Source organism: Vibrio brasiliensis LMG 20546 (genome assembly GCF_000189255.1).
In the GTDB taxonomy this organism is placed as follows: Bacteria; Pseudomonadota; Gammaproteobacteria; order Enterobacterales; family Vibrionaceae; genus Vibrio; species Vibrio brasiliensis.
In genome coordinates, this window is record NZ_AEVS01000088.1 from 34,097 (window position 1) to 59,704 (window position 25,608).

The following is a 25,608-nucleotide window of genomic DNA, read 5'->3' on the forward strand; positions in this document are numbered from 1 at the left end:
TCCAAGGCCGATAAATACGGAAATAACCGGATATCTGCCTTCTTAAAAGCTGGCTGTAAGCACCTTTAGTGACTGTATAGCCATTGATGCTTGGAGGGGTTATGCCCGTTTATTTAGACATAGCAACAAAACTGGATCGAGAGGTTCGAGAGCAATATTCAGTGGGGGAATTTCTGCCATCAGAAAGCTCACTTGCTGAACGCTTTGCAGTTAATCGTCACACCCTAAGACGTGCGATTGACGAGTTAGTGAACACTGGGCTTATCCAGCGTCATCAAGGCAAGGGTAATCGAGTGATGAATCAGCCAGACGAGTATCTTGTGAATGCAGACGCAAAGTTCACCAAGAATCTGATTGAACAAGGCGCAAGACCGCGATGTGAGGTGATCCAGAGCCGAATCATCGTAGCGCCATCCCAGATCGCCGTGGAGCTGAATATCGCTCAAGGCGCCAAAATCATTCATCTGCGTACCTTGCGGAAGACCGAAATTTCACCGCGGACGGTTATCGACCATTACCTCGTGGATCCTGGCTGGTGGAGCATCATCAAGAACTATAGCCATGGCTCTTTACATGAGTTTATGAAGCGCGGACTCGGCATTGAACTGGAACGTAAACGAACCCGTGTTGGGGCGAAAGAGCCAACCAATGAGGAGTGTTCGCTGCTCGATATCGATAAGCACACCCCGATCCTCACGATTAAAACCCACAACATTATCAAAGGAACGGACAGGGTGGCGGAATTTTCCTACTCCCATAGTCGTTCAGACACCACTGAAATCGTCATGGAGCATTAAATGACAGACGTGACCCAAAGATCTTATTGGATCTCTACTTTGGCCCAGAGCGAATACGCGCAGATCGTCGAGCACTGGAAAGCGACTGAGCTAGAGCCGAGTTATCAAGTTATTCGTCAGCCAGAAATTGGCTTAGCACAGGTTCGTGCCCGAATGGGCAGTACAGGCAACCCCTTCAACATGGGGGACGTCACTATTACTCGTGCTGCCATCAAACTAGACACAGGTGAGATGGGCTACAGCTACCTGTGTGGTCGTAACAAGCCACACGCAGAACTGGCCGCTGTCATCGATGGCGTGTTGCAAAGTGGCGTTCATCAAGAAGCCCTAATGCAGCAAATCATTGAGCCTTTAGCGGCATTGAAGTTTGAACGTGACCAACAAAGAGCCAAAGAGGTGGCGACCAGTAAAGTGGACTTCTTCACCCTTGTTCGTGGCGAAGACTGAATGACACCGTCAGGTGCAGTTCAAACTGAGTAGATTTCGAAGGACAAATGCTGGCACAGCGCTAGCTCTATGGAATATCAAGATGAATACAATTACCACCGCGTTTCCTGATGCGGTACATGATAGTCAATACTGTTTTAGACGGCTGCTCACCGCACTGTCAGAACCGGGGAAGTTGACGACTCTCGACTGCTGTTTAGGTTTTAGTCCAATGCACAGTGCAGCAACACAAACCTTGCTGACATTAGCCGACAACACGACCCAGCTATGGCTATCAAGCAGCTATGCTTCGCAAAAAAATCTAATCGATAACTTACGTTTTCATTGCGGAGTCTCGATTGAGCCTTCGCAACAAAAAGCCAGCTTCGCGGTAATCGCAGAGCAAGACCTAGCCGAGTTTTCATGGGGGGATGCCACCTTCTCCCCGGGTAATGAAGAATACCCGGACTCGTCAACCACTGTGATTGTCGAACTGAATGCTCTTTCTATTGCATCTGAGTCAACGGCAAGCCAAGTACTGCGCCTGACAGGCCCGGGAATTAAAACGCATGTCGAGATCGACAGTGGCTCCATGCCAACGTCTCTGATGACGTTTCTAGAGCAGCGCCAAGAGCGCTACACCTTCCCGCGCGGTATTGATTTACTGCTTGTCAGCGGCGAAACGTTATTGGCTATCCCACGCACAACCAAGATAGAGGTGACCGCATGTACGTCGCAGTGAAAGGCGGTGAAAAGGCCATCAATAACGCCCACCAGTTACAAGCAAAGAAACGTCGCGGTGATAGCACCGTCACTGAGCTAAGCGTTGAGCAAATTTGCCAGCAGCTCGCTGGCTCAGTTGACCGAGTGATGACGGAAGGTGGTATCTACGATCCTGAGCTTGCAGGACTTGCGATAAAGCAAGCCAATGGTGATTTGGTCGAGGCTATTTTCTTGTTACGCGCTTATCGAACCACTCTGCCTCGCTTGTCGGTGACGCAGCCTGTCGAGACCAGCAAGATGCGTATCGAGCGCCGAATCTCTGCCATCTATAAAGATCTGCCGGGCGGCCAAGTGTTAGGTCCAACTTATGATTACACACACCGATTGTTGGACTTTGCTCTGCTAGCGGAAGGTGAAACGCCGCAAGTTGATTCATCTGAATCAGAACCAATGCAAGCATGCCCGCAGGTAATGGAAATGCTTGAGAAGCTAGAGCTAATGACAATCGAAGCAGACGGCGACAAAGCGCCACAAGATATTACGATGAATCCGGTGACTTATCCCTGTGACCGCAGTGCGCGCTTACAAAATCTGGTGCGTGGTGATGAAGGCTTCTTATTGGCCTTGGGCTACTCAACTCAACGTGGCTACGGTCGTAATCACCCCTTTGCTGGTGAGATTCGCATTGGTCAATGTGCTGTATCACTTGTGCCTGAAGAGTTGGGCTTTGCGATTGATATCGGCGAGATCGAGTTGACGGAATGTCAGATGGTGAACGAGTTCGAAGGCAGTAAAACCGAGAAGCCGAAGTTCACTCGTGGCTATGGCCTCACCTTTGGCTCAACTGAGCGCAAAGCAATGTCGATGGCATTAGTAGACCGCGCTCTGCAGGCTCCCGAGTATGGCGAGATGGTTGATGGCCCAGCTCAAGATGAAGAGTTTGTGCTCTCACACTCAGATAACGTCGAGGCTGCCGGCTTTGTTTCTCACCTTAAACTTCCACACTACGTAGACTTCCAGTCTGAATTGGAACTGCTGCGTAAGATGCATCAGGAGCACGACACTAGCAAGGAGAACGAGTCATGAGCATGGTTTCAACTGCCGAACAAGGCATGACGGGCTACAACTATGGTTACCTTGATGAACAAACTAAGCGCATGATTCGCCGTGCATTACTAAAAGCTGTCGCGATTCCGGGTTATCAGGTGCCATTTGGTGGTCGTGAGATGCCTATGCCGTATGGTTGGGGGACAGGTGGTGTACAGATCACTGCGGCAATAATCGGTACTAGCGACACGTTAAAGGTGATAGACCAAGGCGCAGACGACACCACCAACGCGGTCTCGATCCGCGAGTTCTTCAAATCAGTTGCCGATGCCCGCACGACAGAAAAGACCTTAGAGGCGAGCATTATTCAAACTCGTCACCGTATCCCCGAGACACCACTAGAGAATGGGCAGATCTTGGTCTATCAAGTGCCAATCCCTGAGCCACTTCGCTTTATCGAGCCACGTGAAACCGAGACACGTAAGATGCACGCGTTGGAAGAGTACGGGATCATGCACGTCAAACTGTATGAAGATATCGCTCGATTTGGCCATATCGCAACCTCATATGCGTACCCGGTGTGCGTGGATGATCGCTACATTATGGACCCATCGCCAATCCCAAAATTCGATAACCCAAAGATGGATGAGATGGAAGCGCTGCAACTGTTTGGTGCGGGGCGTGAAAAACGTATCTATGCCATCCCACCTTACACCAAGGTTCGTAGTTTAGATTTTGATGACCACCCATTTGAGGTTCAGCGCTGGGACGATTGCTGTGCGATCTGTGGCTCTACCCATACCTTCCTTGATGAAGTTGTTATGGATGATGACGGCAACCATATGTTTGTCTGCTCCGATACCGATTTCTGCCAACAGCAGGCCGCAAAAAATGAAGTTGTACAGGAGAATTTTTCATGAACAACCTATCAATGAACATCGACATGGAAACACCACTGCTGTCGGTTCGTGAACTCACCATGCTCTACGCTCCGGGCAAAGGCTTCACCAACGTAAGCTTTGACTTATTCCCTGGGGAAGTACTTGGCATCGTAGGTGAGTCTGGTTCAGGCAAAAGTACTTTACTTAAATCCTTATCGGGTCGAAAAAATCCAGACAGTGGTGAGGTGCTTTATGTACGTGGTAGCGGTGACCAGCAGCTCAGTCAATTAGCTGACCTTTATAAGATGGAAGAAAGCGAACGTCGCCAGCTGCTACGCACGGAATGGGGCGTAGTGCACCAACACCCAATGGATGGCCTACGTGCTCGAGTCTCCGCTGGCGGTAACATCGGCGAACGCCTGATGGCGGTCGGTGAGCGTAACTACGGTGAGATCCGAGCGGAGGCTTCTAAATGGCTCAGTGATGTTGAGATTCCAACCGATCGCATCGATGACATGCCAACGACTTTCTCTGGTGGCATGCAGCAGCGTTTGCAAATTGCCCGTAACCTGGTGACTTCGCCAAAGCTTATCTTCATGGATGAGCCAACGGGCGGACTGGATGTATCCGTTCAGGCCAAGTTGCTTGATTTGCTACGCCGCCTCGTGACTGAACTCAATCTGGCGGTGGTGATCGTGACCCACGATTTAGCCGTTGCGCGTCTACTGGCACACCGCCTGATGGTGATGCGCCGCAGTGAAGTGGTTGAGATGGGTTTGACCGACCAAGTGCTCGATGATCCACAACACCCATACACACAGTTACTGGTCTCTTCGGTATTGCAGAACTAGGAATAAGCAGATGACAAATCAGACCAAAATCAAGGTGTCGAACGTAAGCAAGACATTCGTTCTGCATAACCAAAATAGTGTGGCACTTGAAGTGCTAAACGGCGCTGAGTTTTCCGTCGCGAGTCATGAGTGTGTCGTACTCAATGGCTGCTCAGGCTCAGGTAAATCAACGCTACTGCGTGCTCTGTACGCTAACTACCTTGTCGATAGTGGTGATATCGAGGTTTCGCACCAGGGCCGTTGGGTCAATATCGCCACCGCTCAGCCACGCGAAATCATTAATGTACGCAAACACACCATTGGCTGGGTAAGCCAGTTCCTCCGTGTTATTCCACGCATTAGCGCATTGGAAGTGGTGATGCAGCCGATGTTAGAGATGGGTGGCTGTCCAAAAGAGGCAGAGCAGAAAGCAAAGCGGTTACTGACTCGTCTCAATGTGCCAGAGCATTTGTGGCACCTTGCCCCAGCAACGTTCTCTGGTGGTGAGCAGCAGCGAGTCAACATTGCTCGTGGCTTTATCGTGCATTACCCAATCTTGTTACTCGATGAGCCAACTGCTTCTCTGGATGCCACCAACAGTGCGGTTGTCGTGAGCTTGATTAACGAAGCCAAACAACGTGGTGCCGCTATCGTGGGGATTTTCCACGACCAAGAGACAAGAGACCAAGTCGCCGATCGTCTGTATGACGTGAAGAAAACTCAATCCATGGCAGCCTGCGCATAAGGGAGATAGCAGCATGATCATTACCAATGTCAATCTGGTTCTGGAAAACGAAGTCGTCAAAGGCTCAGTTGAAATCAAAGATGGCATCATTGCCAGTATGTCTGATACCCAAAGCCAGCTTCCTCAAGCGTTTGATGGAGAAAATGGCCACTTAATGCCAGGGTTTATTGAACTCCATACTGACAACCTTGAGCAGTATTTCACCCCGCGCCCTAAAGTTGACTGGCCTCCATTTTCAGCCATGAGTGCCCATGACACTCAACTGATCGGCTCCGGCATTACCACGGTACTTGATGCCGTTTGTCTGGGGGATTATCGAGATGAGAAACGCCAGGCGAATCTTGAACAATTCATCAATACAGTGGTTGAAAGCCAAAAGCGTAATTTAACCCGTGCCGAGCATCGTCTGCATCTGCGCTGCGAAGTGCCACATGAAAGCACAGTGCCGGCATTTGAGAAGTTTGTGGATCTGCCAGAGGTGCAGCTCGTCTCCCTGATGGATCACGCTCCCGGACAACGTCAATTCGTCAACCTTGAGGCGTACCGAACCTACTATCAGGCCAAGTACAACTTAGCAGACCATGAAATGGAAGCGTATGAAGCCCGCCAAATGTCATTGTCAGAGCGTTGGTCGACCCAAAACCGCAACGAGATCTGCCGCCAGTGCCGTGAGCTGGGCATTCCAACCGCTAGCCATGACGATGCTACTGAAGAGCATGTGACCGAATCTAAACAACTCGGCATGGTGATTGCCGAATTCCCGACCACGATTGAAGCGGCGAAGCGCTCCCATGAGTTAGGTCTGAAGGTGTTGATGGGGGCGCCAAACGTGGTACGTGGTGGCTCACACTCCGGTAATGTGGCGGTGTATGAATTAGCGTCACTAGGGGTGTTGGATATTCTTTCGTCAGATTACTACCCAATGAGTCTTCTGGAAGGTGTTTACATGCTGGCTGAGGATGAGCGTAATAGTCTAACGTTGCCACAAGCGGTACAACTGGTGACCAAGAACCCGGCACAAGCCCTCAATTTAGATGACCGGGGAATGATCGCTGAAGGCAAGCGTGCCGATATGGTGTTAGCGCATAAAGTTGATGGTCACCCATTGGTGAAGCGTGTTTGGCGTCAAGGCAAGAAGGTTTTCTAATCGTGGAAAAAACACTCATCAAAGGAGCATCTTCGGATGCTTCTTTTATTCGAAGCAGCCAGACTCTTACCGGTAAGCTTTTCTATATCGTTGGCCCTTCAGGTGTTGGTAAAGATAGCCTGATAGAGACAGTGCGCCATCAGTATGTTGATCAGTTTATGGCCGCTCATCGCTACATTACCCGTTGTGCTAAGGCTGGTGGAGAGAATCATGTCGCGCTCAGTGAGGCCGAATTTGCTTCACGAAGAGACAGTCAATTATTCGCAATGCACTGGGTTGCCCATGGCAATCACTATGGCGTTGGCAGTGAGGTGCTTTCTTGGTTAGAGCAGGGCCACAACGTAATACTCAATGGCTCTCGTGCTCAGTTGGAACAAGCAAAAGCGGTTTTTGGTCAGGCGTTGGTCACGGTTGTTGTCACGGTTGCGCCAAACGTTCTGAGGCAGCGTCTGGTACAGCGAGGACGTGAAACGGATGAAGAGATTGAACGCCGTTTGTTGCGAAGCGAACAGTTTTGTTTAGGTGATGTAGAAGGCGTTTTTGAGCTCGATAATAGCCATAGCCTGGAACAGGCCGCAGAGCAGTTTTGGCAGATACATCGAACCGCAGTTCTGGGAGCTGACCATTGCGTGACTCAATCTGACGGTATTGTTGGCAAGGAGTATACGGCTTGAAACTGACTTTATTAGGCACTGCTGGTTCAGAGATGGTCCCTGTCTATGGGTGTGAATGCTCGGTTTGTACTCAAGCTCAAAACGATCCTTCATTGAGAAGAGAAAAAGCGTCAGCCTTATTAGAGCACAATGGCCATAAGTTGTTACTCGATGCCAACGCTCCGGATCTGCTCAAACGGTTTCCATCCGGTAGCATAGACACCATCTTGTTAACGCATTACCACATGGATCATGTCATCAGCCTGTTTGACCTTCGAACAGGAAAAGGGCCTACCATCCCGGTGTTCTCGCCTGATGACCCGCGTGGTTGCGATGATCTATACAAGCACCCTGGCTGTTTAGATTTCTCTTCTCGAGCGAAGCCCTTTGAACCCTTTCACTGGCAAGATATCACCATTACACCGCTGCCGCTGATTCATTCCAAACTATGTTTGGGTTATGGCTTTGAGTATCAGGGTAAGTGCTTTGCTTACCTGACGGATACCAACGGCCTGCCACCGGAAACAGAGGCGTGGCTAGCTCAACGCAATGTGGAGTGGATGATCATCGATTGTAGCTTTCCGCCAATTGAGTGTGAGCAGCTGCGATTGTCTAAAAACCACAACGATATCAGCCAGATTCTCGATATTTCAGAGCGCTGTCAGCCTGCCAATATGGGGCTAACCCACCTTAGTCATACCTTACTTGAATGGGCACACGCCCATCCAGAGTTCTTCAATCAAAGTCTGCACCTGCTTAGAGACAACCAGGAGATAAAAATATGACCCCAACTGTACCAAGCCAACCCGAATCAGCGCAGCTTTCTCATCAACCGCAAATCGCTCGCTGTGCCAGTATCCACAATACAACGCTTGGGCGTTGGACTGAAATCGCCGAGCGCTGCAAGCTAAATAACGTTTCAGTGGGCGATTACAGCTATATCCAAAATGACTGTGATCTCATGTTCACCGATGTCGGAAAATTTACCTCAATTGCTTCGTCAGTTCGTGTTAATCCAAGTAATCATCCTTGGTGGAGAGCCACCTTACACCACTTCACTTATCGACCGGGAAAATATGGGTTAGGGGAGAGCCCTCAGTCACTTGATGACGAGGTATTTGAATGGCGTGCAGAAGACAAAGTTTCTATTGGTCACGATGTTTGGATTGGCCATGGTGCGATCATCTTGCCGGGAGTGACGATTGGCAACGGTTCTATTGTCGGCGCTGGTAGCGTAGTGACTAAGGATGTTGAACCTTACACCATTGTGGTTGGTAACCCGGCGAGACTTTTACGTCCTCGTTTTGAGGATCCAACAATAGCGCAACGTTTAGAGGCGCTCGCCTGGTGGGAGTGGCCAGATTCACAAATTGCACACGCATTGCCACTGTTTCAAAAAAGCGCCGAAGAGTTCCTCCGCGTGTTTGACCAATAGAGCTTCTTGCCACAATAAGCGTCAAACGGGTTTCGGCTCCCGACCAAGCCCCATTCACTTCTACGGCGCTCTGTTTTCTATTGGTTGAGCGCTTTTCATGACCAACTTATTACCGTTCGGTGTTAGATAGCATCTAATTATTTGTGTCATAGCCAGTCAGATTTCATGTACCAACAAGCCGCCGTTGGTCAGTAAGTTTATGTAATTTCGGCAAAAGGCGTATTCGGCTTCAATATCTGTCTAGCACATTAATTAACCTAAGTGTCACTAAATTGAACAATTTCTTTCAACAAGTTGAATTGTAATTGCTTCAGTATTTTAAAGATTATGGAGAAACATTATGGCAATGGCTGCGCCGGTGTTTGAGGTCGTAAATGACCCATTTGAAGCACCGTTACTTGAACTCGGGCGTAAAGTGCTCGAGGTACAGAACCTTACCAAAGCGTACCAGCAAGAGAAACTGGTACTTGATGGGATCAGTTTCGAGCTGAGAGCCGGCGAATTCGTTGCTGTAGTCGGTCGTTCTGGAGCGGGTAAATCTACGTTGTTGCATACTTTGAACGGCACAATACCAGCAACCAGTGGGCATATTCTCAATGTCCATACTGACTTAACTACGGATGACGTACTAAGTATGAACCGCAGAGAGCTCCGTAACTGGCGTACTCACTGTGGCATGATTTTTCAGGACTTCTGCTTAGTGCCTCGCCTGGATGTTATCTCTAATGTGTTGCTTGGTCGCCTCAGTTTTACCTCAACGTTCAAATCTCTGCTCAAAGTCTTTAGTGATGCAGACCGAGCGGAAGCCATCGAACTACTTAAATGGCTCAATATGTTGCCCTATGCACTTCAGCGCGCTGAAAACCTATCTGGTGGTCAGCAGCAGCGTGTGGCGATTTGCCGCGCAATGATGCAGAAACCCAAGATTCTACTAGCGGATGAGCCAGTCGCATCACTCGATCCTAAAAACACGGTTCGCATTATGGAAGCGCTACAAAAAGTTGCATCCGATGGGGTTGGGGTGATGGTGAACCTGCATTCAATTGAACTGGTTCAACAGTACTGCACACGAGTTATCGGTCTGGCGAAAGGTCGCGTGATTTACGATGGCCACCCATCTGGATTGGATGAACAGATTTTGAACCAGTTGTACGGCGACGAAATCGATCAGGTGAGCTAAACGTAGCTCAAACGTTTTATTACTTCACTTACTACACACAACGAGCACACATGCTCAAAATCTTTTGATTTAAGGATAGAAAATGAAAAAGGTATTTGCCCTAGGTATGATCGCAGCTTCAATGGCTACTTTTAATGCTCAAGCAGCACCAAAGGAAATCAACCTCGGTATTCTTGGTGGCCAAAATGCAGCTCAGCAAATTGGTGATAATCAGTGTGTCGCAGAGTTTCTCAAACAAGAGTTGGGTGTTAAGACCAATATCCGCAACTCAACGGATTACAACGCGGTAATCCAAGGTTTGCTAGGTAATAAGATTGACCTCGTCATCAACATGTCTCCTAAGTCTTACGCTGAAATCTACCTAAACGACCCAAAAGCGGTCGAACTCGTGGGTATCACGGTCGACAACACGGATGATTCGCGTGGCTACCACTCGGTGATCTTGGTTAAGTCTGACAGTGAGTTCAAATCAATTGAAGATCTAAAAGGGACAGACTTCTCATTTGCAGATCCAAACTCGACGTCTGGTTTCCTCATTCCAAACAATCAGCTTGAGCAAAAGCTTGGCGGCAATATGGATAACGCATACAACGGCTACTTTAAGTCAGTTGGTTTTTCAGGCGGTCACGAGCAGGATATCGTTGGTGTAATCAATGGTCAGTTTGATGCAGCGGTCACTTGGTCTTCAATGCTGGGCGACGAGAACGAAGGCTACAGTGCTGGTGCAATCCGTCGTTACCTTGACCACGATAAAGACCTAATGAGCAAAATCCGTATCATCTGGAAATCGCCGCTGATTGCGAATGGCCCAACGCTGGTAAGTAACAATCTGGAGCCAAAATTCAAAGCCGACCTAACGGCCGCAATCAAGAAGCTGTCTGCTGAACATAACGAGTGTTTCAGTAAGGCTGCGGGTGGCACGCTCCACCTGGCTGATACCAGCGTTGCAGAATACCAATCAATCATCGACCTGGTTAAAGCGACGAAATTCGCGAAGCGTTAATCCTTACTCTATGCCGTTCGCGGCTCGGCTTACTTCCCACTGCAAAGATGAATGCGGTTGGGGAGTAAGTTCTTCATTAGTTTTGTATCTTTGGATTTGTTATGCAGTTCGAACAATATTATCAGCAGGTTCGCCGTAAGCAAAAAACCGACGCACTAATGTGGTCGGGTATGTTTATGCTGCTTTATTTGCTTTCTGGACACTTTGCTGAGTTTAGCCTCCGTCAGATTATTAATAACGCCCCGTCGCTTTTTGATTATATCTACGACACCATTCCAGACCTTTCTTGGCAGCATTTATTTGCTGGCCGTGATGAGTCAGGTCACGCGGTACCGGGGTCACTGATCTACTGGGGGTATCGCCTGCATATTCAGTTGCCACTCCTGTGGGAAACTCTCAACGTCGCGATGGCTGCGACATTGGTTTCTTCTGTAGTCGCTATCGTTCTTGCGTTCTTGTGTGCCAGTAATGGCTACGCGCCAGCGCCAGTTCGTGTTGGGGTTCGTTCATTTGTGGCCTTTTTGCGCACTATGCCTGAGCTGGCATGGGCAGTGATGTTTGTGATGGCTTTTGGCGTAGGTACATTTCCGGGCTTTGTCGCGCTGACGCTGCACAGTATTGGCAGCCTGACCAAGCTGTTTTATGAGTCAATTGAGGCCATCTCTGACAAGCCAGTTCGCGGTCTGACATCGTGTGGTTCAAGCCCTATCCAGAGAGTCCGTTTTGCTTTTTGGCCTCAGGTCAAACCAACGGTGCTGTCGTTTGTTTTCTTACGTTTTGAGGTTAACTTCCGTTCGTCCACCATCTTAGGCCTGGTTGGAGCTGGCGGTATCGGTCAGGAGTTAATGACCAATATTAGTCTGGGTCGCAATGACCAGGTCAGTATTACCCTGATGCTGATTATCATTGTGGTTGGCATCATCGATTCACTATCTGGTGTATTGCGAAAAAAAGTAATTAGTGGTGGCGCATAATGGAACAGCAAGCTCTTACCGAAATCAAACAACAAAACACTGAGATCTTTTCCCAGCAAACTCGCTATCTACGTGGAGTGGCGCTTACTGTTGCCCTTATCCTCGGTTACTACCTGGTGTTTTTTTCTGTTTATGGAGTCTCTGAGCAACAGTTTGCGATGGGCTGCGAAAAGATAGGAACGTACTTCCTAAGTATGTTTGTGTGGCGAGACTTCTGGAATTGGCCGTTCGCATACTACTTTAAGCAAATTGGAATCACGCTAGCGATTGTATTTGGTGGTACTTTGACCGCATCGGTTGTCGCGCTGCCTATGTCCTTTCTGGCGGCTCGCAATGTGATGACAGGCCCATTTCGGATTGCGGCGACCTTTATGCGCCGTATCTTCGATGTGTGCCGAGGTATTGATATGGCTATCTGGGGCATGATCTTTGTGCGTGCGGTTGGTCTCGGTCCTTTGGCGGGTGTCATGGCCATTTTTGTTCAAGACCTGGGTTTGTTTGGCAAACTTTATGCTGAAAGTCATGAAGCCGCTGACAAAAAGCCCTCACAAGGCATGGCATCCGTAGGAGCCAATAACTTACAAAAACATCGTTTTGCAATCTTAACTCAGTCATTCCCCAGTTTTCTGGCGCTGACGCTTTATCAATTGGAGTCGAATACTCGTTCTGCGGCGGTATTAGGCTTTGTTGGTGCTGGTGGTATCGGCCTGGTGTATGCGGAGAACATGCGCCTTTGGAATTGGGATGTTGTCACGTTCATCACATTAGTACTGGTGGTGGTGATCATGGCTCTAGATAAGGTATCTAGCATCCTACGCCAGAAATACATTATTGGTGAAAACATTCCGCTCTATAACCCAAAGGCTTAACCATGGAAATATCAATTCTGTCGCAGATTAACTGTGAGCAAGTGACCTCTGAACAACGCGCCGCACTGGATGTGCTACAACAGCTTCGGCCAGACTTTTCAATTCAGGAGCTTGCGAACCAAGTTGCCCGCCAGCAGGCAAATGGCTATCAACTGGCTTATCTGACGAATGAGGGTGTTTGCGCCGCAGTGTGTGGGTTTAATTTCGGAGAAAAACTCTCGTGGGGCAAGCATGTTTATATCGATGACTTTGTTACAAATAGCCAGAGTCGTTCTGCCGGAGTAGGTAAGTTCTTCCTTGATTGGGTTAAGGAATATGCCGCGCAACAGGGGTGTCAGCAAATACACCTAGGCTCTGGGGTGCAACGCTTTGGCGCGCATAAGTTTTACCTACGGGAAGGCTTCCATATATCAAGCCATCATTTTATGTGTCGAGTGCTCTAGGTTAGGGTATGGCCGAGAACAGCTGACTACGGTTTATTTAGGTCGTTGAATTAACGGATAGATTCCAACGACTGATCTTAAAAGTGTTCTAGGTTGGAACACTTTTTGTCGTTTTTCGGAGGAGTAGAATGTTCAAAGTCAGAACATTTTAGCTTTCTATCCGAGTTGTTCTAACTTGTTTCTGCCCCATTCGTTGTTAGCACTAACGCCATTGTCAAATTGTGTGACACTTAGTCGGGTTACTTTTTCTAATGCAAGCAGTCGACCTGAAAATTAGAGGGAGATAAATAACTGCCTCTTAGCCAATATCAAAAAGAGCCATATCGAAAGTATTAAGCAAGAGCAGCCTGTTTATTTCTTTTCTTCTTAGCTTGAGATTTTGCTTGCTCGATAAAATTATCTTTCATCGTAATTTGCCTAACGATCTCATCAACCGCATCTTGGGAATAAATATGTGTGTTAGATATCTTTTGATAGTGGTGGTGCTTGTTACAGGTTGCTTTCCAGTTAAGCTTTGAGACTGCCGCTTGGAAGCAATGACTATTTATTGTTGGCTTTCCCTTTTTATCTCGAGCTACTAAGCACTTTTCTAGTTTTGCCATATCGTAGTTAGCATGAAGGGTCTTATTAATAGCATCAATAGCAGTCTTTTGAGTGAAAGTATGAGTTTTCTCTGGATCTACTTGCTTCTCAACTACAAGAGCCTTTTTCAACTGCTCCAAGTCCTGAGCTTTACCGTTAGCCGCAGCAAGTATTATCTGGCTGTCTTTCTCATCACGAGCATACACAAGTGATACGTTAATCGGTATAGCGAACTCGATATCATCTTCTTTCTCGATTTCATCTTGCACCGTTTTAGCTAGTTCGAGCATATCTTCCGCTGCCTTACCATACAATGATCGCAACACTGGCTCTGGTGGCATCTTAAAATCACCAACTAGTGATATCATTCCAGCATGCTGAGAGCGCATAAATGGTACCTCTGCAAACTCCTGAAACTTAGATGAATAATTCAGCACACCAGATTGGAATATGCGAGAAGCCAACCCTTGAAGCTCTGGCATAAGTAGATGAACAGCACCATCACGCCAATCAGCTATACGAGAGATATTCTTTCTCACATTGTCATTTTCTTTGAACAATTTATCCAAGCATTGCCTCAAAGATATTGTTTTCTTTACGCCTTGCTTATTCGCTTTCTCGAATACCGCTTCTTCACCATCTCGCTCAATGATTATTGCTTTCAGAAGCTGCTCCCAAGCAGTTGAGTACATCATTACAAATCCATCTAACTTGTTTTCAAGTGACGGTCTGTTGTAAAGCTCTAATGCAAGCATCATGTTATCTTTGGACTTTTTGAGTAGGGCTTTAGCTAAGTTAGATTTACATTTATGACCTAGCTCTTGATAGTGCTTACTCTGAGATAAACGCTTTTTGAACTCGATAAAACTTACATCTAGTACATTGATTGCTTCGTATGTATTAACTCCGATCTCTGCTAAGAATTGAGTTATCTGCCCCTTCCCGTAGTAAGATTTGAATGTACTTGGCTTCCAGCCTACATGCGCGATAAGATCTTCTTTGGTGAAAGTTGAACTCTCTGTTTGATGCTTCTGCAAGAATTGGTACAGCAATAACTGCATTTCGACTTTAGCCATCTGATTTCCAATAACTTATTCATCTTGTTGTGCTGCATTTTATTGTATAACACCGGGATAATCAGAGAGTGGCATCAAATAATTGAATACCCTTAAACAATTTGAATTGACCAGTGTTCTGTGCAAAATTTATTGTGGTTAAGTTTGGAGAGCATTCTAAAAAGGCCGCTTGAGCTATACCTCTCCTCATCCGATCCTGCCAATTTAGCAAAAGCGCTAGTCGAAAAATGTCTGAGCACTGCTGGCTCTGGCACAGTTTTGCCCCAAAATCGTTCAGAGCTAATACTCTACATTTTTAGGGGGCGTGCGTTTGCCCTACTAAAACTTATTCGATTAATTTGATAGCTGTTCACTCCCGTCATTAGGCGACATCTTGCAGTCTAATTTCCCTTCATGTGTGATAAATTATTGATTATTAGTTAAGTTAATATGAAAATGACTGCATTTCGAAGGATGGAAAACGACAATTTGTCGTCTAATAAGCGTTAGAAATTTGAGGTAACAATGAGTTTATGGCAGAAGTAAATAAACATACTAAGGAAGAAAACAATCGCATGAGCGAAGCATTTAAGAAGTTTCGAGAAAGTAATTGGTTTGTAATTATTACAACAGTTTTCCCTGTCGCAACAGTCGTAGCGAGCGTATTATTGTATTTCAATGCTGATGCCCTACGGGATCAAGCCGCACAGTTCAATATTGATATTTCTAACTTACAGAATAGAGTTCATGAAAAAGATGCTCAAATAATACTCCTCAATGAGCAGATTAAGCAGAAAACGACTCAATCTGAAATTCTAAAATCTCAAGTTGAGCTTCTTCAAAAAGTTAACAAGCATCATGAAGATCTGTCTCTTATAGAGAGAAATACTGTTGAATTGAGCTTGAGAGAACAAGAAAAGCAAGTGGCAGAATTAACTGGTCGCCTTAATGCTTTTAAAGTGTTAAATGACAAGTTTGGGAAGGCTGAAGAAATTGCATCAACCTTATCAAGGCTTGATTCAGATTTAAACAAAGCTAATACAGATAATGAAAAGCTAAGAGAAAAGCTCGCAATTTATGAAGCTGAGTCTCCAGTTTTGTCTACTGAAACTATTGAAGAGGGGCAATCTAAGTCTTTCTTGAATAACACTATCACTGTTGGTGTAATTGATGCTTATAGTTCTTGGGGGTACGTTAACATTTCGAACTTCGATAACTTGTTGCTCGAGCGCGAAGAAGTTAGACCGGGTAAAAATATACCGATAGTGCTAGAAGAAGTAACGTATGTTCTTACTGTCGATTCTATTTCAGGAGATTCAATTCGTTTTAGCTTGCTAAGTCGAATTGAATAAATTTCTAACAAACTGTTTAAGAGTGATTCGCAACGCGTGGCATTTTTGGTATGCGTTGCGTTTAATGTTTAAGGTGGTATGCGGCGGCTTCTGTATTGCGTTGCTCACACCTTAACAGGGCGTTATGTTTTCGGAGGGAATATGAGTAGTTATAAGAAGCTATTCGAGTGTGTGAGACCTGACTTTATTTGTAATCTCACAGCGACTCGGACCGAAGAACAAGGAGTTCTGAAGCTTACTCTTCGAAGTGAACACGAAAATGTTGAACTCTATGGGTTTGAAGATTTGGCTGATTCAGTTAGTGATTTATTATCGTCTGAGCGTATAACAATCTCAGAAGAACTAGGTACTTATAAAGAGTTTGGCACAATACGAATTGAGTGTTGGGTAAATGAAAGTTACTCAGAGTATTGGTGTGATCGCGCGCATGTAGAACAAACATAACAAATTGCTTAAGAGTGATTCGCAACGCGTGGCACTTTTACCATGCGTTGGTTTTTGTGTTTAAGGTGGTCTGCAGAGGCTTGGGCATTGCGTTGCTCACACCTTAACAAGGCGTTAGGTGAGGTAGAGGTAAAAATGGACAAAGCAGCTAGGTGGTCAATTGCCTTATCGAGTGCAGCCTTAGTATTGAGTATTTGTGCTTTCGTAGCTCAGTATCTTTGGCATTCTCAAAGTTTGATCATTTCTATTCTAGACGTAGATGTCGTTGATAATGAGTTGAATGCCAAAATAGCTATTTCGAATCTGGGAAACCGTGATGAAGTTATTTATGACGTTTTCTACGGGTACGAGGATAAGTTGAAAACTGACCTGATATATAAAGACAAAAATGTGGACACCTCTTTTGTGGTAAAAGCTGGAGAAAGCCGAATATTCAACTATTCAGAGAGTTTCCATGGGAAAAAGCACATTGTGAAATACCCCGTGACTCGGCTACCTATCAACTTATTTGTTAGAGTGTTATCAAGGGGGGATTTTGTAGAATTGAAGTTGGCGTACTTTGATGTTGCAACCAATCGACTACACATACGTTTTCCTTCGGTGGATATCCATGATGTAACGTTTAGAGCTCTAGGAGATTATAAGAAGCCCGAATTTACAGGGTATGTGTCGTTATAATCACCTAACAATAAATTTAAGAGTGATTCACAACGCTTGGCACTCTCACTTCAAGTCAGTTTAGTGTTTATGGCACAATGCTTTAGGTAAGGTGTTAGCGTTGTTCACACCTTAATTTGGCTACATGGATTCCCCCGGTTGTCAAACATCCGCTAAACTTCAAGTGATGGGTTTTGGACTGCCGCTCTACATTCGGCCTACTTATTGATGGTTCGCAACATCGTGGCCCTGATGACTTTGCGCGACTGCGGTGCCTTATTCGTTAGATGACATCAAAAGTGTCCGCCAAATTACCAGGCTCTCCGCATGTGGTCTTAACCTATCTCCATCATTAGCGTCTGCAATGACCCGGTGGGTTAACTCTTATGCTGTTTAAGTTTTTTACTTAGGCAGCATAGTTCTCATACTCCGTTTGATTGTGTAACAGTGACCAGATGATTCGCGCATTCTTAGCTGCCAATGCGACCACAGCGCGATTCATACCCCTTCGCTCTAATACGCCTCGACACCATTGGCTAAGCCTGTCTTGCTTATCTCCTAAGTTGGCAATGACGGTTCTTGCCCCGTGGACTAAAAGCGTGCGGAGGTATTTGTCACCATGCTTGGTAATTCGACCTAACCTTGGTTTACCCCCAGTTGTGTATTGCTTAGGAACCAGACCAAGCCAGGCCGAGAAGTCTCGACTCTTGTCGAACTGAGCGCCATTACCAATTGACGCCAAAATCGCAGTAGCAGTTTGAGGTCCAATGCCACGAACTTTCATGATGCGTTGTACATTATCACTGACCTTTGCGAAGGCTTCGAATGCCTGCTCAGTATCTGCGATACGCTGATTGAGAGCGTTGAGATGCAGATAAGCATCATGCAGCACCGCTCTTGCTAGTTGAGGCAGTTCATTGTTGGCGTCTTCAAGCATGAGTGGAACTTGCTTCATTAGAGATGAACGCCCGACAGGGATGACAAGACCAAACTCGGATAGTAGTGCACGGATGCGATTCATGATGGCAGTGCGCTCACAAACCCAGTGCTCTCTCATGCGGTGTATCGACAGTATGGCTTGTTGTTCAGGAGACTTTATCGGGACGAAGCGAGTCGAAGGACGTTGAACGGCTTCGCAGATAGCGACAGCATCATTGAGGTCATTCTTTCCTTTGGTCCGATAAGGAGCGACATATTTGGCTGCCATGATGCGAGTGTCGTGACCAAGTTTGTTGAGAGTTCTTGCCCAGTAATGCGCTCCACCGCACGCTTCTAAGCCTATGCACATATGAGGAAGGTTTGATATGGTAGTGAGCAATTTAGAGCGGCTAACCGACTTGTGCAGAACGACTTTACCTTTTACGTCAACGACATGAATACTAAAGTGATTTTTAGCTAAATCGATACCGCCAAAATAAGAATAATCAGACATGGTGCCTCCGGTTTAAGCAATGACCACATGAGTGTGGCAGATCCTCGGGAGGGGGAATCCATGTCATTCGTTAGCCCTTTACGAGGAGTATTTGATTTTGTCATTTAGTGGTTATCTTGAAGGAGATATTTATTCGCATTGTTGGTTCTATGAGTCAGCGAGACGCTCATTTGAGCATGAAGGATATGGCGAGACTTGCGGAGGTATTACAGCAATTTCTTTAACAGCTTTTATGGTAGAGAGCTATTTAAATTTATGTTGTAAATTGATTTTTGATGCGCGGTCAAGAGCGTCAAAAGTACTTGATCATCCTCCTTCGGACTTTTTCAAGCTAATTGAGCAGACGCCTAAAGGTATAGATATACACGAGCGTGTAGCTATTGCATATGGATATAAAGCTCAACTAGAAAAGCTTGCAAATGCTCTTGAGGCTAAAGTTACTGGTCGTAAAAAAGCAAAATATATTCGTCTGCGTTCTGATAAATCGTTTTATGAAATTGATGATGCAATAAGATTCTCTCCTAGAGCCAAATTTGATGCATTAACAGAAGCACTATATGAAGATGAACGTATCAAAAAGGCGCATCGCGAATTGATTGATGAGTTGTTTAAGTTAAGAAACTCTTTGGCTCATGGTCGCTCGGAGCTAGTAAAAAGTTCATTTACGGTAGCCAGTGATACTGATTCAAGTTTTTCACCAGACTTAGTTCCTGCTCTTCAAGCTAGTTGGCAGGAAAAGTGTTCCCAGAAAAATGCGCAAAAACTATTCAATAACTCCTGCGAAGTAATAGAATTTTTGAGCAACTGCGCTTTTGGTAATAGACACCCTTTCAGAATGCCTACTCAAATTGGCGCTTTGACACAGGGCTAACAAACTGTTCAAGAGGGATTCGCAACGCGTGGCATTTTCGCTATGCGTTGGTTTTAGTGTTTAAGGTGGCATGCGGCAGCTTTGGTATTGCGTTGCTCACCCCTTAACAGGGCTACATGGACTCCCTCTTTTGTCAACAATAGCTACCGCTGACAACAGTGGATCTGACAGCAGCTCTACATTCGGTGTTTCGTCGGATTCTATCCGTCACCCTGATGATATTCGCTTGATGCCAGCCTCATTCGTTAGACAGTATTTTCTACTTCCCAATTAAACAGGTTAAGGCATCTCGGTCTGACCGTATTGTCATCAATTGCTATTGCTTTGACTCGGTGAGGGCTAACCGTTTATATAGTTAGCTTTATACTCGTTTCCTGTCGTCAATAATGCCCATATTATTCGTGCATTTTTGGCTGCTAGGGCAACAGCCGCACGCTTGTAACCTCGTCGCTCAACGAGTTGTTGTAACCATAAACTGTTTCTATCCGTCTTTTCTTTACAGCGGGCAATGACAGCTCTTGCACCGTGTATAAGCAGCGTGCGAATGTGTTTTTCGCCTCTTTTGCTGATGCGACCAAGATGAACATGACCACCTGTTGAGTATTGCCTTGGAACTAACCCTATCCACGCGGCGAATTGGCGGCTAGAGCCAAATTGCTTGGCGTCATTGACGGTTGCGACAATGGTACTTGCACTGTGTTCACCGACACCAGGAATATCTATGAGGGCCTTTGCTGAAGCCATTTCACGAACTAAAGCCGAGACGCGTCGATCATAGTGCAGGATTTCGAGGTTAAGGCTTTGAATCTTATTCGATAGATCTTGAAGTAGTTCACGAGCCAACAGCGGCAAACCATTTTCCGCATCTTCGAGGATACTACCAATAGTTTGTTGAGCCGAGTAGCGACCTTGCGGCATCACAAGGCCAAACTCAGAGAGTAACCCTCTGAGTTGGTTGACGGTAGCAGTTCTTGTTTTAATTAGCCCCTGACGGATTCGATGCAAGCAAAGCACTGCTTGTTGCTCTTCACTTTTTATAGAGACAAACCGTGTTTTAGGTCTAGATACTGCTTCGCAGATAGCTTCTGCGTCGTTGGCATCGTTCTTTTCATTTTGTCGATATGGAATAACGAATTTGGACGCCATGATTTTAGGATGATGACCGAGTTTAATTAACTCCCTTGCCCAGTGATGTGCACCAGAGCAGGCCTCCATACCGATGATGCAGGGTGGTAGATTGGCGAAAGTGTCTAACAGTTTGTTTCTTTTGACAGTTTTGCGTAGGACGCACTTGCCATATGCATCAACGCCGTGAATACTGAACACATTCTTGGCGAGGTCAACGCCAATAGTTTGAATGTTGGACATGATAACCTCCAGTTCTTCAGCGTGTACTGAGTCAGTATGGCACGCGGAGTTTCAGGGAGAGGGAGTCCATATCATTCGTTATATTTTTAATGGAGTTATATGAACCAGTTTTTTGAAAGAGAGACAACTCAACGAGTTATAGCGAAGTTCACTAATCGTATTGATGGGCTGACGTATGAAACCGACTTTGAAACAACTCGTAATCAATACCTACTTGTTGTTTGCAAAGCCATCAAAGATAACCCAAAACTTTGGGATGAGCGTTGCCAAATTAACATTGGCTGGGTTGGCGAGCATCTTCTGCATTTTCTGTCAGAGAGAACCTCAAATCTAGACAAAGATGATTTAGACAGTGTTATGGGGTTACTCTTTAGGTTTCTACTTGAATTTCATCTATCGACTCCAAATGATATGCATCGAGATTTGGAAAGAGTTAGACGGTTTTGTTCAGAGAATGCTGTCGATTTTAGTGAAGAGGGTCGTTCGGATATATATTTCGCTATTAGAGAAATGCCGATAGCCATTTTAAAGGAAATTGCTAATAGCCCAGCGATTGAAAGTGTTAGAAAACTTCACGTAGCAACTTCTGAGTTTGAAGAGACCAAAAATCGATGGGACGTTGAACTTCGTGAGAGAGAAGAAAAAGCTAGCAAGCTAAAAGAGTCCCTAGATAGTTATAAAGATGCATTTAATTTTGTTGGACTGAGCGAAGGCTTTAATCAGCTCGCAGAGCAAAAGAAGCAAGAAGTAAGAGATGTACTTTTTTGGTTAAGGTTAGTGTCGATACTAATCGTTTTACCTCTAGCTTTAGAAATCGTATATGTATTAGCAAATATCGATAAGGGTGCCGAGCTTTCAAGAATCATGATGTTAGTGGCATTACCCACTGTCTCATTGATTGCTATCCTAGTTTACTATTTCCGTGTACTTCTGAGTAACTACAAATCATTACAATCTCAGTTACTACAAATAGATCTAAGAATGACACTTTGTCGGTTTATTCATAACTATTCGGAATATGCTAGTGATATGAAAAAACAGGACAAGTTCTCATTGGAGAAATTTGAGAACATTATATTCTCAGGGATAACAGCCAGCACTGAAAACATACCTTCGACTTTCGATGGTGTAGAACAACTCGGAAAATTGATAAAGTCAGTCAAGCAATAAAAATATAACAAGCATTTAAGGCTTCAAGATACTTTTTCTAATCCAATTTTGGCACGTTAGAATCTATACACTAACGTGCTTTTGTCCAAAAATAAGTTAGTCCCTCAGGTACATTTAAAGATTGGCAGCTACGAATGAGTGCTTTACTCGTGGCTGCCTTGTTCTTCAACTCTACCCAAATCCACTTCGTCCTCAACCAGCTCCTCTGTATGTGCAGTATGAGCATCTAGTCCTTCTAGCAGTTCTTGTTCTGTAAAGACCTTCTTATTGAGCTCTGTAGCCTCACAAGCAAGCGATTTAATCGAAAGTAAAACACTGACGAGGGAGTAACTCGGAAGTGTGTGAGCGGCTCTTGGAGATACTGTCAGAGACGTTCTAGAGTTAATGAAGAAGGTAGGGGGAGAGAGTGGTGACAATAGGTATAAGATACTTGAGAGCGTTTTTGAGGGCTTCAAAAACGGTGAAACCCCGATGTTGGTAGCATCGGGGTTTCGAATTTTTAGATGTCTCGGATGGTAAGGCCGATTATCTTATATGCAAAAGGCTGGATTTAATCCAACTAATTCCTTGGTAGGGAATTAGATGCGGATGAAGTCCATGTGCTCAACTTTTGGCTTGTAAGCGTGACGTTGAACGTCTTGTGGCTTAACTTTAACTTCAGCGCCGTCGATCACTAGAACGATACCTTCGTAGAACTCAGGCTTGTCCATTTGGTTAACAACGTCATCGTGGTTAAGAACGATAGAAACTGCTGCTTCTTCACCGCCGTATACAACTGCAGGGAATTTACCAGCGTGACGTAGGCGGCGGCTCGCACCTTTACCTAGTTCAGTACGTACTACTGCTTCAAATTTCATAGTATAACTCTCAAAAAATTAAGATATTCATATTCACACTAACAATGCGACCTTGTTAAGTGTGCTAACCGCTTAAGAGAAATTGGTAGTAACTCTGTAAGCGAGCGCGGATACTATCACTCTATATGGTTTCAAGCAACTGATAATGACTGAATTAGACCATTTCAAACGTCAATTATAATCAACTGGTTAAGTTTGATTCACTCTGCACGTAATCTTCTCTCCAAGGTTTCATTTTTGTAATGAACTGAATCTGAATAGAAACCTCACTCATGGTTAAGATGCCCCGATATACGATGACTACCAAGTTACCAAAACAACGTTATCTGAAAGAGAGGGAAGAGTATGGAATCGGTAAGCATTGTAGTCATTACACTAAATGAAGAAAAGCGAATTGGTCGTCTGATGGAAGACCTTAGTAAGCAAACCCACAAAGAGTTTGAAGTGATTGTAGTTGACTCTAACAGTGAAGACTCTACTTGCGAAGTCGCAGCCGCTTACGAGTCATCGCTACCAGCACTCACCATTCATAAAATGGAGACTCGAGGTGTTAGCCTTGGTCGCAATACCGGCGCTTCACTAGCCAAGCATGAACGTCTGTTATTCCTGGATGCTGATGTGCGTCTGGCACCTACGTTTCTGACGGATGCTCTTAGTCAACTTGAGAGTAAGCAACTAGAGGTGGCTGGTGTGTATATGGGGGCTAAGGAGCTTCCGTTGGTACATAAGCTTGGTTATGGCCTGTTTAACCTTGGTCTGTTTACCACCCAGTTCGTATTTCCTACCGCAGTAGGGGCGTGCATTTTCTCAACCAAACAAGTTCACCAAAAACTGAACGGCTTTGATGAACAAATCGTCTTATGTGAAGACTGTGATTACGTAAAGCGTGCGAGTAAAACCTGGCGTTTCCGCTTCCTGAATCTGACGTTTGGTTTTGACCCACGTCGATTGGATCAGGATGGCATCTTTAAGATGGGTTTCACTTACCTGAAAGCTAATGTTCGCCGCTTCCTGTTTGGAGAGATGCGTAACAACGAAATGGAATACAAGTTCGGTCACTATAAGCAACAGTAATCAGTGAGTGGCTGAGATGATTGAAGGATTAAGTCTGTTTGTTGGGGCGTTACTGGATGCACTTATTGGCCCCAACTTATTCGTTCCCGGCGAGCCATTTATGTTGGCCGCCGGTTATCAGTTACAACAAGGTATCATTACAGGCGTCTTCGCTGTTCTGCTAGGTGGTTTTATTGGTGACCAATTAAGTTTCCTGATCGGCAAGAGGATGGGTTCTCGCGCACAAAAGAAGCTTGTCCTGTGGCGACCTAAGTTACGTCGTCACGTTGCAAGGTGCCGTTATCTGATGCAGTACAGGGGAAACTATGTGTTGGCTTTTGCACGTTTGTTAGGACCAGTGGCCTGGGTTGTTCCCTTTATTGCTGGTTCGCAAAATATTGGCTGGCGTCGATTCACTCTGTTTTCAACCGTTGGCTTAGTACTTGGTGTAGGGCAGTTTGTCGCTTGGGGCTATATCGCCGCCGTTGGGGTAGAGCAATTTCCACTGATGCTAGACATCAAACAGTTTGTGCTAGAGCATCAACTGAGTCTGTTCGCCATTGTTGCCAGCGTGATTTTTTACTTGATTGGTCGAAAGCTCAAGTGGCGCTTTATGTTTACCAAGTTTACGATGTTTTTTGTCGTATCAGCCCTTTACGCAAACTATGCCCATTTCTTCTTTCGTGCCGATGACAACCAAGAGTTATATCAACAGAAGACGAAAGTGGTCGCCGCGACTCAGGTCTTGCCGAATGATTTACAGCTCAAAGTTTATCCAGGTAAATCAGCCGTGTTTGATGCGCAGGCGGTCAATGTTATCTATTTTGGCGATGACCCCAAGGCGCTAATGGAGCAGCTTGGTTGGATCGAGAACAAAACCTTCTCCAGGCATGATCTTGAAATCACTGATTACCTGCAACTGCTTAAGGACAATACGCCGCCTGTCTCCGATCTGTTTTGGAACAATATTCCACAAGAGTTGGCCTTCCAGCTACCGGGCAGCCTGCTAAAACGCAGCCATATCCGTTGGTGGCAAGCAGGGATTGATGCAGAGAGTAACCGAAAAATGTGGGTAGGTGCACTGAGCTACGATGATGGTTTATCTCTAACGCCATACTCGGGAATCGTCACGGTTCTGCATAGTGTGAATCCGAATGTCGATCAAGAGCGCGACAAACTTGCCCAACAAGTCAAAGCCGCTGCACCGAATAAGCAGGTTGCCTTAATCGCTTATGGAAGCCCGGTAATCCTAGACGAAAAGCACGACTACTTTACCGATGGGCGGGTACTTGTTATTGAGGAAGACCTGAGCGAAAAACAGAGTATCTAAAACGAATCCACAACAGAAAGTTGCTCAATCCCGAGCAACTTTTTTAGTGCCTGTCCTTTTTATTCTTCATGCCTGTCCTTTCTATTTCCTTTCTACTTTTTATTGGTTTCTTGTTGCGTCTGTCCCTTGCCGGTTCCGCTTTTTATCGCATCTGTCCTGATTACGTTTAGGCGCTGTTTTAGTGTCTGTCCCGTTTAATTACGTCCCGTTTAATCACGTTGGTCGTCAGTTCCTTTAAACCTTGTTACAAGCTACCTTGCTCACTATGTTTGCAGTGCTAGAGG

General features: G+C 45.7%; 26 protein-coding genes. 22 read left to right on the forward strand and 4 right to left on the reverse strand.

The window, feature by feature from the left end:
- Window positions 1-101 precede the first annotated feature (101 nt).
- The 16 genes from phnF to RH46_RS17045 all read left to right on the forward strand — a co-directional run bounded on the left by phnF (window position 102) and on the right by RH46_RS17045 (window position 13,153).
- Complete coding sequence (gene phnF, locus RH46_RS16970; RefSeq protein WP_006880745.1) at window positions 102-797, forward strand: phosphonate metabolism transcriptional regulator PhnF; 696 nt, start codon at window positions 102-104, stop codon at window positions 795-797.
- Window positions 798-1,244, forward strand: a complete 447-nt coding sequence (gene phnG / locus RH46_RS16975; RefSeq protein ID WP_006880746.1) for a phosphonate C-P lyase system protein PhnG — start codon at window positions 798-800, stop codon at window positions 1,242-1,244. It abuts the gene before it with no gap.
- Between the two features lie 82 nt (window positions 1,245-1,326).
- On the forward strand, window positions 1,327-1,965 hold the full coding sequence (phnH, locus tag RH46_RS16980; RefSeq protein WP_040896106.1) for a phosphonate C-P lyase system protein PhnH: 639 nt from the start codon (window positions 1,327-1,329) through the stop codon (window positions 1,963-1,965).
- The gene (locus RH46_RS16985; RefSeq protein ID WP_006880748.1) at window positions 1,950-3,032 is read left to right on the forward strand and encodes a carbon-phosphorus lyase complex subunit; all 1,083 of its coding nucleotides are present in this window, start codon (window positions 1,950-1,952) and stop codon (window positions 3,030-3,032) included. The genes phnH and RH46_RS16985 overlap by 16 nt, the downstream gene beginning before the upstream one ends.
- Window positions 3,029-3,913, forward strand: coding sequence for an alpha-D-ribose 1-methylphosphonate 5-phosphate C-P-lyase PhnJ (locus tag RH46_RS16990; protein WP_006880749.1), 885 nt, complete (start codon window positions 3,029-3,031; stop codon window positions 3,911-3,913). Before RH46_RS16985 ends, RH46_RS16990 begins: the two co-directional genes overlap by 4 nt.
- Window positions 3,910-4,725 (forward strand): phosphonate C-P lyase system protein PhnK, encoded by an 816-nt coding sequence (gene phnK / locus RH46_RS16995; RefSeq protein WP_006880750.1) that lies wholly within the window; start codon window positions 3,910-3,912, stop codon window positions 4,723-4,725. Before RH46_RS16990 ends, phnK begins: the two co-directional genes overlap by 4 nt.
- Before the next feature lie 10 nt (window positions 4,726-4,735).
- Entirely contained in the window at window positions 4,736-5,449 is a 714-nt protein-coding gene (gene phnL, locus RH46_RS17000; protein WP_006880751.1) for a phosphonate C-P lyase system protein PhnL, read from the forward strand.
- A gap of 13 nt (window positions 5,450-5,462) precedes the next feature.
- Window positions 5,463-6,596: an alpha-D-ribose 1-methylphosphonate 5-triphosphate diphosphatase gene (gene phnM / locus RH46_RS17005; RefSeq protein ID WP_006880752.1), complete on the forward strand. Its 1,134-nt coding sequence runs from the start codon at window positions 5,463-5,465 to the stop codon at window positions 6,594-6,596.
- A gap of 2 nt (window positions 6,597-6,598) precedes the next feature.
- Window positions 6,599-7,270: a phosphonate metabolism protein/1,5-bisphosphokinase (PRPP-forming) PhnN gene (gene phnN / locus RH46_RS17010; RefSeq protein ID WP_006880753.1), complete on the forward strand. Its 672-nt coding sequence runs from the start codon at window positions 6,599-6,601 to the stop codon at window positions 7,268-7,270.
- Entirely contained in the window at window positions 7,267-8,034 is a 768-nt protein-coding gene (phnP, locus tag RH46_RS17015) for a phosphonate metabolism protein PhnP (protein ID WP_006880754.1), read from the forward strand. The genes phnN and phnP overlap by 4 nt, the downstream gene beginning before the upstream one ends.
- Window positions 8,031-8,684 carry a DapH/DapD/GlmU-related protein gene (locus RH46_RS17020; RefSeq protein WP_006880755.1) on the forward strand — a complete coding sequence of 218 codons (654 nt, stop codon included), beginning with the start codon at window positions 8,031-8,033 and terminating at the stop codon, window positions 8,682-8,684. Before phnP ends, RH46_RS17020 begins: the two co-directional genes overlap by 4 nt.
- A 340-nt stretch (window positions 8,685-9,024) precedes the next feature.
- On the forward strand, window positions 9,025-9,864 hold the full coding sequence (phnC, locus tag RH46_RS17025) for a phosphonate ABC transporter ATP-binding protein (RefSeq protein ID WP_006880756.1): 840 nt from the start codon (window positions 9,025-9,027) through the stop codon (window positions 9,862-9,864).
- An 82-nt stretch (window positions 9,865-9,946) separates the two neighbouring features.
- Complete coding sequence (gene phnD / locus RH46_RS17030; RefSeq protein ID WP_006880757.1) at window positions 9,947-10,867, forward strand: phosphonate ABC transporter substrate-binding protein; 921 nt, start codon at window positions 9,947-9,949, stop codon at window positions 10,865-10,867.
- A 101-nt stretch (window positions 10,868-10,968) separates the two neighbouring features.
- Entirely contained in the window at window positions 10,969-11,841 is an 873-nt protein-coding gene (phnE, locus tag RH46_RS17035; protein WP_006880758.1) for a phosphonate ABC transporter, permease protein PhnE, read from the forward strand.
- Complete coding sequence (gene phnE / locus RH46_RS17040) at window positions 11,841-12,710, forward strand: phosphonate ABC transporter, permease protein PhnE (RefSeq protein ID WP_006880759.1); 870 nt, start codon at window positions 11,841-11,843, stop codon at window positions 12,708-12,710. Before phnE (RH46_RS17035) ends, phnE (RH46_RS17040) begins: the two co-directional genes overlap by 1 nt.
- Window positions 12,711-12,712: 2 nt before the next feature.
- On the forward strand, window positions 12,713-13,153 hold the full coding sequence (locus RH46_RS17045) for a GNAT family N-acetyltransferase (RefSeq protein ID WP_006880760.1): 441 nt from the start codon (window positions 12,713-12,715) through the stop codon (window positions 13,151-13,153).
- 332 nt (window positions 13,154-13,485) lie between these two features.
- Here RH46_RS17045 and RH46_RS17050 read toward each other — a convergent pair whose 3' ends face one another.
- Entirely contained in the window at window positions 13,486-14,811 is a 1,326-nt protein-coding gene (locus RH46_RS17050; RefSeq protein ID WP_006880761.1) for a DUF3644 domain-containing protein, read from the reverse strand.
- Window positions 14,812-15,323: 512 nt separating this feature from the next.
- Between RH46_RS17050 and RH46_RS17055 the strand changes: the two genes are divergently transcribed.
- The gene (locus RH46_RS17055) at window positions 15,324-16,142 is read left to right on the forward strand and encodes a hypothetical protein (RefSeq protein ID WP_006880762.1); all 819 of its coding nucleotides are present in this window, start codon (window positions 15,324-15,326) and stop codon (window positions 16,140-16,142) included.
- Between the two features lie 579 nt (window positions 16,143-16,721).
- On the forward strand, window positions 16,722-17,264 hold the full coding sequence (locus RH46_RS17065; RefSeq protein ID WP_006880765.1) for a hypothetical protein: 543 nt from the start codon (window positions 16,722-16,724) through the stop codon (window positions 17,262-17,264).
- A 385-nt stretch (window positions 17,265-17,649) separates the two neighbouring features.
- Here the strand turns inward: RH46_RS17065 and RH46_RS17070 are convergent, their stop codons facing one another.
- Window positions 17,650-18,675 (reverse strand): IS110 family RNA-guided transposase, encoded by a 1,026-nt coding sequence (locus tag RH46_RS17070; RefSeq protein WP_006880766.1) that lies wholly within the window; start codon window positions 18,673-18,675, stop codon window positions 17,650-17,652.
- Window positions 18,676-18,772: 97 nt separating this feature from the next.
- Between RH46_RS17070 and RH46_RS17075 the strand changes: the two genes are divergently transcribed.
- Window positions 18,773-19,546: a hypothetical protein gene (locus tag RH46_RS17075; protein WP_006880767.1), complete on the forward strand. Its 774-nt coding sequence runs from the start codon at window positions 18,773-18,775 to the stop codon at window positions 19,544-19,546.
- 339 nt (window positions 19,547-19,885) lie between these two features.
- On the opposite strand, the gene RH46_RS17080 is transcribed toward RH46_RS17075, so the two are convergent.
- Entirely contained in the window at window positions 19,886-20,914 is a 1,029-nt protein-coding gene (locus RH46_RS17080) for an IS110 family RNA-guided transposase (RefSeq protein WP_006880768.1), read from the reverse strand.
- Between the two features lie 99 nt (window positions 20,915-21,013).
- Here RH46_RS17080 and RH46_RS17085 point away from each other — a divergent pair, with 99 nt between their 5' ends.
- Entirely contained in the window at window positions 21,014-22,084 is a 1,071-nt protein-coding gene (locus tag RH46_RS17085) for a hypothetical protein (RefSeq protein WP_006880769.1), read from the forward strand.
- A gap of 578 nt (window positions 22,085-22,662) precedes the next feature.
- On the opposite strand, the gene rplY is transcribed toward RH46_RS17085, so the two are convergent.
- The gene (gene rplY, locus RH46_RS17090; protein ID WP_004746191.1) at window positions 22,663-22,941 is read right to left on the reverse strand and encodes a 50S ribosomal protein L25; all 279 of its coding nucleotides are present in this window, start codon (window positions 22,939-22,941) and stop codon (window positions 22,663-22,665) included.
- Window positions 22,942-23,286: 345 nt separating this feature from the next.
- Here rplY and RH46_RS17095 point away from each other — a divergent pair, with 345 nt between their 5' ends.
- Together RH46_RS17095 and RH46_RS17100 are read left to right on the forward strand one after the other, a co-directional pair.
- Window positions 23,287-24,015 carry a glycosyltransferase gene (locus RH46_RS17095; RefSeq protein WP_006880770.1) on the forward strand — a complete coding sequence of 243 codons (729 nt, stop codon included), beginning with the start codon at window positions 23,287-23,289 and terminating at the stop codon, window positions 24,013-24,015.
- 16 nt (window positions 24,016-24,031) lie between these two features.
- Entirely contained in the window at window positions 24,032-25,324 is a 1,293-nt protein-coding gene (locus tag RH46_RS17100) for an LssY C-terminal domain-containing protein (RefSeq protein WP_040896111.1), read from the forward strand.
- Window positions 25,325-25,608: the final 284 nt, after the last annotated feature.

What these genes read in the sequence shown, in the direction of transcription:
- RH46_RS17070 (WP_006880766.1), bottom strand. Translation starts at nt 18,675, where the DNA reads ATGTCTGATTATTCTTATTTTGGCGGTATCGATTTAGCTAAAAATCAC.
- phnM (WP_006880752.1), top strand. Translation starts at nt 5,463, where the DNA reads ATGATCATTACCAATGTCAATCTGGTTCTGGAAAACGAAGTCGTCAAA.
- rplY (WP_004746191.1), bottom strand. Translation starts at nt 22,941, where the DNA reads ATGAAATTTGAAGCAGTAGTACGTACTGAACTAGGTAAAGGTGCGAGC.
- phnH (WP_040896106.1), top strand. Translation starts at nt 1,327, where the DNA reads ATGAATACAATTACCACCGCGTTTCCTGATGCGGTACATGATAGTCAA.
- RH46_RS17085 (WP_006880769.1), top strand. Translation starts at nt 21,014, where the DNA reads ATGAACCAGTTTTTTGAAAGAGAGACAACTCAACGAGTTATAGCGAAG.
- phnK (WP_006880750.1), top strand. Translation starts at nt 3,910, where the DNA reads ATGAACAACCTATCAATGAACATCGACATGGAAACACCACTGCTGTCG.
- RH46_RS17045 (WP_006880760.1), top strand. Translation starts at nt 12,713, where the DNA reads ATGGAAATATCAATTCTGTCGCAGATTAACTGTGAGCAAGTGACCTCT.
- phnC (WP_006880756.1), top strand. Translation starts at nt 9,025, where the DNA reads ATGGCAATGGCTGCGCCGGTGTTTGAGGTCGTAAATGACCCATTTGAA.
- phnF (WP_006880745.1), top strand. Translation starts at nt 102, where the DNA reads ATGCCCGTTTATTTAGACATAGCAACAAAACTGGATCGAGAGGTTCGA.
- RH46_RS16990 (WP_006880749.1), top strand. Translation starts at nt 3,029, where the DNA reads ATGAGCATGGTTTCAACTGCCGAACAAGGCATGACGGGCTACAACTAT.
- phnG (WP_006880746.1), top strand. Translation starts at nt 798, where the DNA reads ATGACAGACGTGACCCAAAGATCTTATTGGATCTCTACTTTGGCCCAG.
- RH46_RS17065 (WP_006880765.1), top strand. Translation starts at nt 16,722, where the DNA reads ATGGACAAAGCAGCTAGGTGGTCAATTGCCTTATCGAGTGCAGCCTTA.
- RH46_RS17050 (WP_006880761.1), bottom strand. Translation starts at nt 14,811, where the DNA reads ATGGCTAAAGTCGAAATGCAGTTATTGCTGTACCAATTCTTGCAGAAG.
- RH46_RS17055 (WP_006880762.1), top strand. Translation starts at nt 15,324, where the DNA reads ATGGCAGAAGTAAATAAACATACTAAGGAAGAAAACAATCGCATGAGC.
- RH46_RS17095 (WP_006880770.1), top strand. Translation starts at nt 23,287, where the DNA reads ATGGAATCGGTAAGCATTGTAGTCATTACACTAAATGAAGAAAAGCGA.
- phnE (WP_006880759.1), top strand. Translation starts at nt 11,841, where the DNA reads ATGGAACAGCAAGCTCTTACCGAAATCAAACAACAAAACACTGAGATC.
- phnE (WP_006880758.1), top strand. Translation starts at nt 10,969, where the DNA reads ATGCAGTTCGAACAATATTATCAGCAGGTTCGCCGTAAGCAAAAAACC.
- RH46_RS17100 (WP_040896111.1), top strand. Translation starts at nt 24,032, where the DNA reads ATGATTGAAGGATTAAGTCTGTTTGTTGGGGCGTTACTGGATGCACTT.
- RH46_RS16985 (WP_006880748.1), top strand. Translation starts at nt 1,950, where the DNA reads ATGTACGTCGCAGTGAAAGGCGGTGAAAAGGCCATCAATAACGCCCAC.
- RH46_RS17080 (WP_006880768.1), bottom strand. Translation starts at nt 20,914, where the DNA reads ATGTCCAACATTCAAACTATTGGCGTTGACCTCGCCAAGAATGTGTTC.
- phnL (WP_006880751.1), top strand. Translation starts at nt 4,736, where the DNA reads ATGACAAATCAGACCAAAATCAAGGTGTCGAACGTAAGCAAGACATTC.
- RH46_RS17020 (WP_006880755.1), top strand. Translation starts at nt 8,031, where the DNA reads ATGACCCCAACTGTACCAAGCCAACCCGAATCAGCGCAGCTTTCTCAT.
- phnD (WP_006880757.1), top strand. Translation starts at nt 9,947, where the DNA reads ATGAAAAAGGTATTTGCCCTAGGTATGATCGCAGCTTCAATGGCTACT.